Genomic DNA, 13,619 nt, shown 5'->3' with positions numbered 1-13,619 from the left:
TCAGATCAGTAATCACGGGCGACTATTCATACTGATTGCAATATACATACGGGTATTTAAAGCCAAAACAGTATTATGAACCGGCTTTCAATCAAATGAGACAGGTATTTTCACAAACTCAGGTCAGTGGTGCCATGATCTAGACCTTTGTAGTGCATTCTTATCTGTGCTCACTGTTTTCCATTTTCCCAGAGCGTACGCGATGCAGTGGCGAAAGGTTCACTCCACGGGCAACAAAACCGTGCAACCACTCCGGGGCAATACTTAACACCTGCCGTGCCGATGACTCCGTGTCAAATTCTGCAAAGACACAAGCTCCGGTTCCGGTCAGGCGTGACGGGGCATATTCTAACAGCCATGAAAGAGCCTGTTCAACCTCGCGAAAACGTTTTCTTGCGATTGGTTCGCAATCATTTGCGTACGGAGCGCTTAAAAGCGCCGCCAGTGGGCGAATTGGCGTATTTCTTTTTAATTCAGGATCGGAAAAAATAATCGGTGTTGGGATGTTTACTCCGGGGTGAACCACCAAATACCACTTCTCTATAGGTTCTGCGGGGTGCAACTTTTCACCAATTCCCTCGGCAAAGGCTGCATGACCGCGAACAAATACCGGTACATCGGCCCCCAATGTGAGTCCAAGAGCGGCTAATTCTTCATCAGATAGACCACAGTGCCACAGGGTATTGAGTGCGACTAGCACCGTTGCCGCATTGGACGAACCGCCCCCCAAACCGCCACCCATTGGCAAGCGTTTATCGATGCTAATATCCGCCCCCCGAGGTACTTTTGCTGAGCTGGGATGTTGTTGCAGCAATCGTGCCGCGCGGATTATCAGATTTTGTTCGTTTTCCACCCCGATAATGGGGGTTAATAGCCGAATCTGATCGTCATCGCGGGGTACAATCGTCAGTTCGTCGCCATAATCGAGAAACTGGAACAGCGTCTGTAATAGGTGATAGCCATCAGCGCGTTGCCCGGTGATATAGAGAAACAAATTCAATTTAGCGGGTGACGGCCAGACGTATTGATTGGTATTCGCCATACTATTTGACCGTCCAGTTATCCATCTTCAGCTTGATACGCTGACCACCCTGACTGAGCTCCATGCGGCTAGGCAATGCCGGTGTGACCTGAGTATTGTATTCTTGATAATCAACCACCCAGGTTACGCCATCTTGTTGGTAAGTCAGCTGTTTCAGGCGATATTTGTCGTCGAGAGTAAAATCAGTGGTATCACCTGGCAAGCCCAGAATCCATTGGCGCAAACTTTCCAACGGAATCGACATCCCGGTTAATTTTTGAATCATTTCTTGTGGATCATTACTGACATAGCGTTTGCCTTGATTGTCAGTCAATTGGGTCACTCCGGGTTGTACGACCAATTCTAATTCGGTGCTCCCCAACGGATTGGTCAGCAACAGGCGATAGCGCTCAGGGGCAGTTTGTTGCCAGAAGAAACGTGCATAAACTTTTTGTTTTTCTGAGAGATAAGCAAAGGCACCGCGGGTTTGAAACTGGCTCAACTGCTGCAACTGTTGCTCATGCTGACGCCATTGTGGCGATGTTGGGCTGGTCGCAGGGCCGGATGGTGGTGTGGTGCTACAGGCGGCTAATAGCAAAGTAGCTAATGGAAGTAGGCGATAAAAACTGATTTTGCGCTGAGGCATATGGGTATAAATCCTATCGGTCGCAGGGTTTTTCACTGGCGCACGTTTTATAAAGCAACAATATGATAAAGCAAATTCGATTGATGTGTTTGAATAATGGGCATCATTGTTGCTCACGCTAGCGATCTAAGGGCTGAGCGTCAATATCTTGTTCTATGTTGTACATCATATAATCAATTATTGAACATAATTTGGGATAATACTTAGGATGATGCACTGCGACTTTTATTGATCCCGCGCATCAAGTAGAATGCGGTTCAGACGAGAATCCATACTAACATCAGTATTACTCGAAGCCGTTCTCATGACTCTGCTTGCATTAGGCATTAACCACAAAACCGCTCCTGTATCGTTACGTGAACGGGTGACATTTTCACCTGAATCGATCGATCAGGCACTTGCTAGCTTGCTCCAACAGCCGTTGGTGCAGGGCGGTGTCGTGTTGTCTACGTGTAACCGAACTGAGTTATACCTCAGCGTAGAACAGCAAGAAAACCTGCACGAACAACTGATTGCCTGGCTGTGTAACTACCATAAACTCAGCCCGGATGAAGTGAAAAAAAGCCTCTATTGGCATCATGGCAATGACGCTGTCAGCCATCTGATGCGAGTTGCCAGCGGGCTGGACTCCCTGGTGTTGGGCGAGCCGCAAATTTTGGGACAGGTGAAAAAAGCCTTTGCAGAGTCGCAACGCGAGCAATCGCTCTCTGGCGAATTGGAGCGTTTATTCCAAAAAACATTTTCGGTCGCCAAACGGGTTCGCACAGAAACTGAAATTGGTGCCAGCGCAGTTTCGGTGGCCTTTGCCGCCTGTACATTGGCACGGCAAATCTTTGAGTCACTGTCAGAGCTGAATGTATTGTTGGTTGGCGCGGGGGAAACCATTGAGCTGGTGGCTCGGCATCTGAGAGAGCATCAAGTCAAGCATATGATTATTGCTAACCGGACCCGCGAGCGCGCTCAAGCGCTGGCGACAGAGGTCGGAGCAGAGGTGATTACATTGCCAGAGATTGATGCGCGTTTAGCCGATGCCGATATTATTATCAGTTCGACCGCCAGCCCGCTGCCCATTATTGGTAAAGGGATGGTGGAGCGCGCGCTGAAAAGCCGCCGCAATCAACCTATGTTGTTTGTTGATATCGCGGTGCCGCGTGATATTGAGCCGGAAGTCGGTAAACTGTCGAATGCCTATTTATACAGCGTTGATGATTTACAGGCGATTATTCAGCACAATATGGCGCAACGTCAGGCTGCCGCAGTTCAGGCCGAGTCGATAGTACAGCAAGAAAGCATGAATTTTATGACCTGGTTACGCGCTCAGGGGGCGGTCGAAACCATTCGTGATTATCGCTCTCAGGCTGAACAAGTTCGTAGTGAGATGACGGCAAAAGCGTTAGCCGCCATTGAGCAGGGTGCCAATGTTGAACAGGTGGTAAATGAACTGGCCCATAAGCTAACCAACCGCCTGATCCATGCTCCCACCAAATCCCTCCAGCAAGCAGCCAGTGATGGCGATATGGAGCGGTTGCAATTATTACGCGACAGCCTTGGGCTGGATCAGCATTAGTTTCCTCTAATTACAGGGTTTAAAACCACGGATGAAGTCTTCTATTGTTGCCAAATTGGAAGCGTTACAAGAGCGCCACGAAGAAGTATTAGCGCACCTTGGCGATGCCAATGTTATTGCCGACCAAGACCGTTTCCGCGCGTTATCACGTGAATATGCGCAACTGACGGATGTTACTCGCTGTTTCAAAGAATGGCGCAGTGTACAAGATGATATCGAAGCAGCAGAAATGATGCTCGACGATCCCGAAATGCGCGAAATGGCGCAGGACGAACTGAAAGAAGCTAAAGCTCGCAGTGAAGAGCTGGAACAACAACTGCAAGTTCTGTTGCTACCAAAAGACCCTGATGATGAGCGTGATTGCTTCCTGGAAATCCGCGCCGGAACCGGTGGTGACGAAGCGGCTATTTTTGCCGGTGACATGTTCCGGATGTATAGCCGCTACGCTGAATCCCGTCGCTGGAAAGTGGAAATCATGAGCGCCAGTGAAGGTGAACATGGCGGTTATAAAGAAGTGATTGCCAAGGTATCCGGTGATGGTGTCTTTGGGCAGTTAAAATTTGAGTCGGGTGGCCACCGTGTTCAGCGTGTGCCAGAAACCGAATCGCAAGGCCGAATCCATACATCGGCTTGTACTGTGGCGGTGATGCCGGCTATTCCCGAAGCTGAAATGCCGGAAATCAATGCGGGTGACTTGCGCATCGATACCTTCCGCTCTTCAGGTGCGGGTGGTCAGCACGTTAACACCACGGATTCAGCCATTCGTATTACCCATATTCCCACCGGAATTGTAGTGGAATGTCAGGATGAGCGCTCGCAACATAAGAACAAAGCCAAGGCGATGTCAGTGTTGGGCGCACGTATTCGTGCCGCAGAGATGCAAAAACGGCAGCAAGCCGAGGCCTCTGAACGCCGTAACTTATTAGGCTCTGGCGACCGTTCTGACCGCAATCGTACCTATAACTTCCCGCAAGGGCGTGTGACAGACCATCGTATCAACCTGACACTTTACCGTCTGGATGAGGTGATGGAAGGTAAACTGGATATGCTTATCCAGCCGATTGTGCAGGAATATCAAGCTGATCAGCTCTCTGCGTTGTCTGAGCAAGATTAATGGATTATCAGCAGTGGCTGTCGCAAGCGGCAGCCCGTTTTAACCAAAGTGACAGCCCAAAGCGCGACGCCGAAATTCTCCTGAGTTTCGTTACAGGGCGCGCCCGCACCTATTTATTGGCCTTTGGTGAAACCCAACTTACCGCCGAGCAATTGGCGGTGTTAGAGCCATTGGCCGCGCGGCGTGAACAAGGTGAGCCGATTGCCTATCTGGTGGGGGAGCGCGAGTTTTGGTCGCTGCCGTTGAGTGTTTCCTCCGCCACATTAATTCCTCGCCCGGACACCGAATGCTTAGTTGAGCAAGCGTTGGCGCATTTGCCTGCCACTCCATGCCGTATTCTGGATTTAGGAACTGGTACTGGTGCCATTGCTTTGGCATTAGCCAGCGAGCGCCCAGATTGCGCGGTGATGGGGGTTGATATTAAAGCTGATGCTGTTGCTCTGGCCTGCCATAATGCCAAAAAACTCGCGATAAATAATGTGGATTTCCTGCAAAGTAGCTGGTTTGACTCGGTGAGCGGGCGATTTACGCTGATTGTGAGCAACCCTCCTTATATCGATGCCAATGACCCCCATCTTAATGAAGGTGATGTGCGCTATGAACCACATAGTGCGCTGGTGGCTGAGGCTGAGGGGATAGCTGATTTGACTGAGATTATTCGCCAGTCTCCGGCTTATTTAGAGGTGGGGGGATGGTTGATGTTGGAGCATGGTTGGCAACAAGCCACAGCGGTACAGAAGCTGCTCCACAATAGCGGATTTAGTGCTGTAATGACGTATAAAGATTATGGTAATAATGATCGTGTGACTTTGGGTCAATGGGTACTTAAACAAGAAAATTCCCGTTCAGCATAAATTAAGGACTGAGAGACATGTGGGTTGACTACATCGCCATGAAGTATTTGCATTTACTCACAGTGGTTATCAGTATTACGCTGTTTGTGTTACGTTTCTTCTGGAAATGTCGCGGTTCAGCTATGATGGATAGACGCTGGGTAAAAATAACGCCGCATATCAATGATACGCTGCTGTTTGTCAGCGGCATTGTATTGATTTTTATGACTGGATTTTATCCTTTCAGTCCGCAAGGAACCTGGCTGACTGAAAAGTTGTTTGGCGTTATTATCTATATCCTGCTTGGCTATGTTGCATTAGGTAAGCGAACTCGCAGCCAGAATCGTCGCTGGCTTGCCTTTATACTCGCATTGGGTTGCCTGTATTTAATTATAAAACTGGCAACAACTAAGTTACCACTGCTGATGGGATATCTATGAGTAGCATTGCTGATTTCGAATTTAACAACGCGTCCCTGTGTGATGGGGTGTTACTGGTTACCCAGGAGATTCGACAGAATTTTCCACTGGCTGATGTACGCAATCAACTACAACAGCTCGTCGATGATGCCAGGGCTGCAATGCCCGACGGTCTCAATCAGGATCAGCAATTAGAAGTGCTTATCGATCTGTTTTATCGTAAGTGGAAGTTTGGTGGTGCGGGCGGTGTTTACCGCCTGTCAGATGCTATCTGGTTGGATAAAGTACTGGATAAGCGGCAGGGGACTCCGGTATCACTAGGGGTGATATTTTTGCATATCGCGCATCAACTGGACTTGCCATTGATGCCCGTTATTTTTCCAACCCAATTGATTCTTCGCGCGGATTGGCTAGACGAAGAAATGTGGCTGATTAACCCGTTGAACGGTGAAACACTGAACGAGCATATGCTCGAAGTGTGGATCAAGGGCAATCTGGGCTTGAGTGCCGAATTGGAAGATGAAGATTTGGAAGAAGCGGAAAACACCTTGATTGTGCGCAAAATGCTCGACACTTTAAAAGCCGCATTAATGGAAGAGAAGCAGATGGAACTGGCCTTACGTGCCAGTGAAGCGGTGTTGGCTTTTGACCCCGATGACCCGTATGAAATCCGCGACCGTGGCCTGATTTATGCTCAACTGGATTGCAACCATATTGCTATCTCTGATTTAAGCTATTTTGTCGAACAGTGCCCGGAAGACCCTATCGCTGAAATGATAAAAATGCAGATCCACTCTATTGAGCAACAACGAGTGACGTTGCACTGATACCCGTCATACTTCAAGCTGCATGTGCGTTGGCCGCCTTCCTGCAACTCGAATTATTTTGGGTATATTTATGGTAATCACCTTGTTGAGTAATAACTCACTGTAATTAATTTCGATTTATCCTTTATAAAGGTATTTGTATGAAACAGAAAGTGGTTAGCATTGGCGATATCAAGGTAGCGAATGACCTGCCTTTCGTGCTGTTTGGCGGCATGAACGTGCTTGAGTCTCGCGATCTGGCGATGCGCATCTGCGAGCATTATGTGACTGTCACCCAGAAACTGGGTATTCCTTACGTCTTTAAAGCCTCGTTCGACAAAGCCAACCGTTCTTCAATTCACTCTTACCGTGGTCCTGGCCTGGAAGAAGGGATGAAAATTTTCCAGGAACTGAAACAGCAATTTGGCGTAAAAGTGATCACTGATGTTCACGAAATAAGTCAGTGCCAGCCGGTTGCAGAGGTGGTGGATGTTATCCAATTGCCCGCATTCCTGGCGCGTCAAACTGATTTAGTTGAAGCGATGGCACGGACTGGTGCAGTTATCAACGTGAAGAAGCCTCAGTTTGTTAGCCCAGGCCAAATGGGCAATATCGTTGAGAAATTCAAAGAAGCCGGTAATGATCAGGTTATTCTTTGCGATCGTGGTAGTAACTTTGGTTATGACAATCTGGTTGTTGATATGTTAGGTATCAATGTGATGGTACAAGCGACGGGCGGTCATCCGGTCATTTTCGACGTGACTCATGCATTACAATGTCGCGACCCGTTTGGCTCAGCATCAGGCGGCCGCCGTGCTCAAGTGGCTGAGTTGGCTCGTGCGGGTATGGCTGTTGGTTTGGCTGGGCTATTTATTGAAGCTCACCCAGAGCCGAACAGCGCTAAATGTGATGGCCCATCGGCGTTGCCATTAGACAAGCTGGAGCCGTTCTTGGTGCAGATGAAAGCGATTGATGATTTGGTGAAAAGTTTCCCAGAACTTGATACCAGCAAGTAATCCAATCTATCACCTGCTTCCTTGACGTTGTTGCGGAGAATAGACCAAAAGGCAGTGTAGGTCATCTACACTGCCTTTTTTGATCGCGGAAAAGGTTATTTTGTCGCTAAGGCCGTTAAAGCCTCAGGGAGTGAGCCGTAGAAGCTCAACTTACCCTCAATAGGTTGCACCCGCGCTCTTGCCAGCGTTTTCAGCGGTTGGAAAGGAATATCGGTGATAATGAGTTGCTGATGTTCGCCTAAGGCCTCAGTGAAGCGTAGAAACGCATTCAGCCCTCCTGCATCCAGAACCGGTACCGCGTCCCATTGCAGAATGATGGTATCGTAATTTTCGCTACGGCTGAGTAATTCGTTAAATATCCTCTCTGCGGCGGCGAAGAACAGTGGCCCATTAACGCGCAACACTAGCCGATGTTCATTCATTTCAGTAGGAATTTCACTTAGACGGGTCATGCGGGCAATACGGCGCATAAACAGCAGTGAGGCCAATACAATACCTACCGTGATAGCAATCACCATATCGAATAATACTGTCAGACTCATGCACAACAGCATGACGATAATGTCATCTTTAGGGCCACGGCGCAGTAAATCGACCACTTTATGCGCCTCACTCATATTCCAGGCCACGATGAGCAGCAACGAGGCCATGGCGGCCAGCGGCAGGTATGACAACATAGGTGCCAAAACCAATAAAGCCAGTAACACCAGCAGGGCATGGATAATTGCTGATACCGGTGAGGTTGCGCCTGCACGGACGTTAGCTGCTGAACGTGCAATAGCCGCAGTGGCGGTGATACCACCGAAGAACGGTGCCACCATATTACCGAGTCCCTGACCGACTAACTCACTGTTTGAGTGATGTTTTTGCCCAGTCATGCCATCAAGAACCACTGCGCATAATAACGACTCAATCGCCCCGAGCATCGCCATCGAAAAGGCTGCTGGCAGCAGTGCCGAAAGTGTTGCCCAATTTAAAACAAATTCTTGCCCATTGGCGGCTGGGAGATGCCAGGGTAAGACAAATTGCGGCAAAATAGGGGGGATACCGTGGCCTTGTGTGCCATCAGTCAATAAATAGCCAAAACGTGAGCCGATAGTAGCAACTTGATGATCAAATAACGATAAAACCGCCATAACAGCGGTACCGGCGACGAGTGCAGGTAAGTGACCCGGTAACTTTAATTTTAATCGTGGCCAGAGAATTAATACCATCAGAGTGACAGTTGCAATTAACGTATCACTGAAGTTGATGGTTGGCAGTGCCTGGGCAAGTGCTGCTACTTTGCCCACATAAGTTTCCGGCACCTCCGGCAAGTGTAGACCGAAGAAATCTTTCACTTGCATGGTGGCGATGGTGATACCAATTCCCGAAGTAAAGCCAAGCGTGACTGATAGCGGAATATATTCAATTAATCGGCCTAATCTGCCTAGCCCCATGCACAATAAAAACACGCCAGAAAGCAATGTCGCCAGTAATAAACCGGCCAGACCAAATTGTTGTGATACCGGATAAAGAATAACCACAAAGGCCGCGGTAGGGCCAGATACGCTATAACGGGAGCCGCCGCTGACCGCAATAACAATCCCGGCAATTGCCGAGGTATATAAGCCGTACTGTGGGGGAACACCACTGGCAATTGCCAGTGCCATAGCCAGTGGGATAGCAATAATGCCGACAGTAATACCGGCAATTATATCTTTTATAAAGCGTTGAAGTGTATAGGTTTCTCGCCAGCAAGCGTCAATAATCGCGCTGAACGGCCTAATGCCGTTAATTCCGTGCGTTTTCATCTAAGGTGCAAACCAAATAAAGAAAAGACAAAATAAATGGCGGGCCAATAAGGGTCCGTCTCGAGTAGCAGATAACCACGATACGCCAATTCATAGCATGAGATCTAGATGTATATCAATCTCTGGTAAAAATAGAGATAACAGCTGGTTTTATAAAGTGGTTTAAATGAACGGATTCATGACCGGCAAGACAATTTTCTGTAAGGCGAAATTCAAACTGCCTATTATCGCGAGTAGGGCATGCTTTGAGCATCAAGTGTTAGAAACTGAGTAAAAAGTATTAATAATAGAAGAATGCAGTTTGTTTGAAGGGGTTTAAATGATTAGGAGATATCCTGTTACTCCAGGATAGGCGGAGGCCGCATAATGAAATTATTCAGGAATAAAGCCTATCTCACAGCTAAGATTTAGGTTAGAAACTATCAATCTCTGCATAATATCTAAGGTTCCGATGAATAATTTAGGGCAAGAACGTGACTTGATTTTAGAAAAAAATCGGCTGCAGGTGTGCGGCCAAAAATCAACACTGAGAATTCAAAGGACTGATGCTACGCCATGAGTGAATTAGATTCTTTGTCGACGCTATACCGAGATGCCTGTGTCACTTATGCAACTCTCTCTATTGGTTATTTTGCCTTAAGTAAGAACAGCCCTTTCTCCTATAATGGAGAGGTTTGGAAGCGTATTGTATTTGGACTAATATCGGGGCTGGTATCACTTTACCTCAATCAAGATCAGTGGGTTATTTCTGGGGCGTATTTCTACAGTTTCGAGCTGATCCCGATTATTTTGGTCACGTTTTATGGCGGTTGGCTAAGTGGTTTAACTGCATTGGTGATAAATTTCACTTTCACCGGTTGGGTGACATTAGACAACGTATTAATAACAATAGTGATTATTCCTCTTTTGTTTTCCAAAGTATGGGAGAAAAAGAGTAGTCGTATCTTTTATACCACTATTATCTTAATTGCCATCTATCGAATGCTTACCGCTGTTTTATTGGTTCCTAATACTCTCTTCTGGACGCAGATTGTGGTATATCAACTCATTTCTGCACTTTGTTTAGCTATTTGTTATCACGCTCTTAATTTTAAAGAGCGCCATATTTATGCGTATTTCGCGATGAAAAATCGAGCAAACATCGACAAATTAACCCAGTTGAATAACCGGTCAAGTGTCGATTATCGCCTGAGTAGTATTCATCACAATCGCCAGGCATGTGGTTTACTTATTTTGGATCTCGACCACTTTAAGTCCGTTAATGATACCTATGGCCATGATGGTGGTGACATCCTATTAACCGAAGTTGGGAAATTGTTGATGACAGCCGTCAGGGATGAAGATTTTGTGGGTCGCTACGGTGGTGAGGAATTTATTATTATTACTCATAGCCATGATCCACAAGCTATTAAAGCGGTTGCAGAGCGTATTCGGATGCGTGTAGAGAGTTTAGATGTGCAATTGCCTGATGGACGGAAAGTTAAGGCGACAATTTCAATTGGGGCCTCTCTTTATTTACCGGGGATGTCGATGTTAAAGGCATTGAAAATGACGGATGAAGCACTGTATCAGGCGAAAAATCAAGGTCGTAATCAGGTGGTTTATAGCCGATTAATGCCTTTTTCTCCGCTGGGTGACCGCATGGTTAAAGACAAACGCCGACGCTCTTTATAATGAATATACCCGTCATACTTCAAGCTGTATGTGCGTTGGCTGCTCTCGCTCACCCGAATCACTTACTTGAGTAAGCTCATCGGGATTTACTCAATTGCTGCCTTCCCGCAACTCGAATTATTTTGGGTATAGACTCCGAATTTAGTGCCAAAGAAAAAGGCCCTGACTTTCGTCAGAGCCTTTCGCTCGAATATGGCGGTGAGAGAGGGGTTCGAACCCTCGATACACTTACGCGTATACACACTTTCCAGGCGTGCTCCTTCAGCCACTCAGACACCTCACCGTTTCGTTACGGCGCTATGCACTGCAACGGGGCGGTACTATAGTGACCGGCAAGCAGATGGTCAAGCAGTATTTATTTGTTGTTTGTCATCTGGTTATTCCGCGCGCAGATAGACTGATTCACAAACAAATAAGATGAGTTTAACGCCACTTTTGTGCCTGACTTGGGGAATCAACCATCACGTAATCTGCGCCAAGATCTTTAGCTAATTGATAATCCTCGGCTGAGTTTATGCCAATCAGCAAGATTTTTGCCTCTTCGCTTCTTCTGAAACAGTCCATTGCTGACTGATTCCAAACCAATTGGGCACGGGTCGTCCCTTTACCCAGGGTAAACTTCTCCACGACTTTTACATCGCGTCTTAATTCAAAAGCATAATATTTGTTTTGGCTATTGGGGAATGAATTGCTCCTATTCTTGGCAATTACGCATTTATCAGCCATAACGGCGTTAGCCAGAATTTTACGGGTTTTATTACGTGATTCGAATTTATTAAAATGTTCAGGGAGTGCATCGAGATATTTTTGTTCAGTAGAATAGAAAACCAGTCGGTCGGGAGATAGAATATTATTTCTTAATTCTATTATAGCGTTAGCCATTACTTCTGGATCAGCATCAGGGGATTTAATATCAATAATAAATTTCACCTGAGGATATGATAAAAGGATCTGATGTAATGAAGGGATCTTTACGCTACGTCCACGATAAATATAATCTTCATCCTGTTGAAAGTGATAGGCTGCGTCGAGTAATTGTAACTCTGCCAACGAGTGCTCAGAAACAGGGCCACCACCGTCAGTTAGTTCATTTAAATTCTTCGGTCGATAAAGTACGGGAATTCCGTCTTTACTGAGTTGAACCGTAACCCAAATGATATTTGCCTCATTTAATAACGATCTGTCAATGGCATGTCGGGTATTTTCAGGAAAGTCGGCAGTGCCTGCTCGATGAGCGACTATAAGAGGGGAAGAAAATGAAGGTTGTAGATAAAATAGAAATAAGAAATAAATAAAAGAAAGTTTCATATATTTATACCCTTGTGGTTTATATTTCAAAATAGAAATACTTCTCACGTTGTAGCATGGGATGCCACAGGGCTACATAATCAATTAATGACAAAGGTTATGCATAGTTGCTGGTATGCCACGAAAATTATTATCAACAGCCTGAAATGAAAAAAGCCCATGAATCTCATGGGCTTTTCACTTTAATATGGCGGTGAGGGAGGGGTTCGAACCCTCGATACGCTTACACGTATACACACTTTCCAGGCGTGCTCCTTCAGCCACTCAGACACCTCACCGTGTTACTGCTAGTACTATCAGCCGCGTTCAATGGGGCCGACCGGCGTAATGTAGGCAAAAGTGTGCTCAGCGTCAACCCTCTTATGTGCGCTTTGTAGTTGTTTAGCTAAAGTTACAGCAATTTGCTGATTTCATCGTCATTTCTTGCGAGTAGCGCTTGCATCTGCCAGCTCCTTGCGAAAGTCTATTCAATACTTTCGCAAGGAGCTGGCAAATAATGAATATTATTTTTTATCACCCATTCTTTGAGGCAAAACAGTGGTTATCAGGGCTACAGTCGCGCTTACCCACCGCGAATATCAGGCAATGGCGGCGTGGTGACACCCAACCGGCAGATTATGCACTGGTTTGGCAGCCACCTCAGGAGATGCTCGCCAGTCGTGTTGAACTAAAAGGGGTGTTTGCGTTGGGGGCAGGGGTGGACGCTATATTGGATCAAGAGCGGCGTCATCCTGGAACATTACCTGCGGGTGTGCCATTGGTGCGATTGGAAGATACCGGGATGTCTTTGCAGATGCAGGAATATGTCGTGGCAACCGTATTACGCTATTTCCGTCGTATGGATGAGTATCAGTTGCAACAACAACAGAAGTTGTGGCAACCCCTCGAACCGCATCAACACGATAAATTCACCATAGGCATTCTCGGCGCGGGCGTATTAGGGAAAAGTGTTGCCCACAAGCTGGCCGAGTTTGGCTTTACTGTCCGTTGTTGGAGCCGTACGCCAAAACACATTGATGGAGTGACCAGTTTCGCTGGTCAAGAAAAGTTACCCGCTTTCATTCAGGGGACACAATTGCTGATTAATCTGTTGCCCAATACCCCACAGACAGCCGGTATCCTTAATCAGTCACTCTTTTCACAACTGAATGCCAATGCCTATATCATCAATATTGCACGGGGAGCGCACTTATTGGAGCGGGATTTACTGGCAGCAATGAATGCCGGGCAAGTCGCGGCGGCGACATTAGATGTGTTCGCTGAAGAACCGCTGCCGTCAATGCATCCATTCTGGTGCCATCCCCGAGTCACCATTACGCCACATATTGCTGCGGTTACCTTGCCAGAGGTAGCAATGGATCAGGTGGTTGCCAATATTCAGGCAATGGAAGCAGGAAGGGAACCTGTTGGGTTGGTTGATGT

12 protein-coding genes and 2 tRNA genes are annotated in these 13,619 nt (G+C 47.0%); 8 read left to right on the top strand and 6 right to left on the bottom strand.

Annotated features, from left to right (window positions below; all coding sequences use genetic code 11):
* Positions 1-160 precede the first annotated feature (160 nt).
* Together ispE and lolB are read right to left on the bottom strand one after the other, a co-directional pair.
* A complete protein-coding gene (ispE, locus tag ACNSO8_RS08645) occupies positions 161-1,042 on the bottom strand; it encodes a 4-(cytidine 5'-diphospho)-2-C-methyl-D-erythritol kinase (protein WP_019079656.1) in 882 nt (293 codons plus the stop codon).
* Position 1,043: 1 nt separating this feature from the next.
* Positions 1,044-1,667: a lipoprotein insertase outer membrane protein LolB gene (lolB, locus tag ACNSO8_RS08640; RefSeq protein ID WP_050075451.1), complete on the bottom strand. Its 624-nt coding sequence runs from the start codon at positions 1,665-1,667 to the stop codon at positions 1,044-1,046.
* Positions 1,668-1,971: 304 nt separating this feature from the next.
* Between lolB and hemA the strand changes: the two genes are divergently transcribed.
* From hemA to kdsA, 6 genes are all read left to right on the top strand, one after another.
* Positions 1,972-3,234 (top strand): glutamyl-tRNA reductase, encoded by a 1,263-nt coding sequence (gene hemA / locus ACNSO8_RS08635; protein ID WP_005169107.1) that lies wholly within the window; start codon positions 1,972-1,974, stop codon positions 3,232-3,234.
* Between the two features lie 31 nt (positions 3,235-3,265).
* Entirely contained in the window at positions 3,266-4,348 is a 1,083-nt protein-coding gene (gene prfA / locus ACNSO8_RS08630) for a peptide chain release factor 1 (protein ID WP_050130750.1), read from the top strand.
* The gene (gene prmC / locus ACNSO8_RS08625) at positions 4,348-5,202 is read left to right on the top strand and encodes a peptide chain release factor N(5)-glutamine methyltransferase (RefSeq protein WP_050130747.1); all 855 of its coding nucleotides are present in this window, start codon (positions 4,348-4,350) and stop codon (positions 5,200-5,202) included. The genes prfA and prmC overlap by 1 nt, the downstream gene beginning before the upstream one ends.
* 17 nt (positions 5,203-5,219) lie before the next feature.
* Positions 5,220-5,621, top strand: coding sequence for a SirB2 family protein (locus ACNSO8_RS08620; RefSeq protein ID WP_046050806.1), 402 nt, complete (start codon positions 5,220-5,222; stop codon positions 5,619-5,621).
* The gene (sirB1, locus tag ACNSO8_RS08615) at positions 5,618-6,427 is read left to right on the top strand and encodes an invasion regulator SirB1 (protein WP_011816540.1); all 810 of its coding nucleotides are present in this window, start codon (positions 5,618-5,620) and stop codon (positions 6,425-6,427) included. Before ACNSO8_RS08620 ends, sirB1 begins: the two co-directional genes overlap by 4 nt.
* Positions 6,428-6,567: 140 nt before the next feature.
* Complete coding sequence (kdsA, locus tag ACNSO8_RS08610; RefSeq protein ID WP_019079652.1) at positions 6,568-7,422, top strand: 3-deoxy-8-phosphooctulonate synthase; 855 nt, start codon at positions 6,568-6,570, stop codon at positions 7,420-7,422.
* Between the two features lie 95 nt (positions 7,423-7,517).
* On the opposite strand, the gene dauA is transcribed toward kdsA, so the two are convergent.
* Positions 7,518-9,215: a C4-dicarboxylic acid transporter DauA gene (gene dauA, locus ACNSO8_RS08605; RefSeq protein WP_050130740.1), complete on the bottom strand. Its 1,698-nt coding sequence runs from the start codon at positions 9,213-9,215 to the stop codon at positions 7,518-7,520.
* Positions 9,216-9,770: 555 nt separating this feature from the next.
* Here dauA and ACNSO8_RS08600 point away from each other — a divergent pair.
* Positions 9,771-10,889: a GGDEF domain-containing protein gene (locus ACNSO8_RS08600; protein WP_019079650.1), complete on the top strand. Its 1,119-nt coding sequence runs from the start codon at positions 9,771-9,773 to the stop codon at positions 10,887-10,889.
* A 193-nt stretch (positions 10,890-11,082) separates the two neighbouring features.
* Here ACNSO8_RS08600 and ACNSO8_RS08595 read toward each other — a convergent pair.
* The 3 genes from ACNSO8_RS08595 to ACNSO8_RS08585 all read right to left on the bottom strand — a co-directional run bounded on the left by ACNSO8_RS08595 (position 11,083) and on the right by ACNSO8_RS08585 (position 12,475).
* Positions 11,083-11,172, bottom strand: a tRNA-Ser gene (locus ACNSO8_RS08595).
* A 140-nt stretch (positions 11,173-11,312) separates the two neighbouring features.
* The gene (locus ACNSO8_RS08590; protein WP_057631127.1) at positions 11,313-12,197 is read right to left on the bottom strand and encodes a glycerophosphodiester phosphodiesterase family protein; all 885 of its coding nucleotides are present in this window, start codon (positions 12,195-12,197) and stop codon (positions 11,313-11,315) included.
* A 188-nt stretch (positions 12,198-12,385) separates the two neighbouring features.
* Positions 12,386-12,475 (bottom strand) — tRNA-Ser (locus tag ACNSO8_RS08585).
* A 218-nt stretch (positions 12,476-12,693) separates the two neighbouring features.
* On the opposite strand from ACNSO8_RS08585, the gene ghrA reads away from it, so the two are divergent.
* A partial coding sequence (gene ghrA, locus ACNSO8_RS08580; RefSeq protein ID WP_418394390.1) for a glyoxylate/hydroxypyruvate reductase GhrA occupies positions 12,694-13,619 on the top strand: 926 nt, incomplete at its 3' end.

The organism is Yersinia sp. LJYL362, assembly GCF_048323875.1.
Note: the sequence above shows the minus strand (reverse complement) of the source record. Positions and strands in the feature narration are given on the sequence as shown.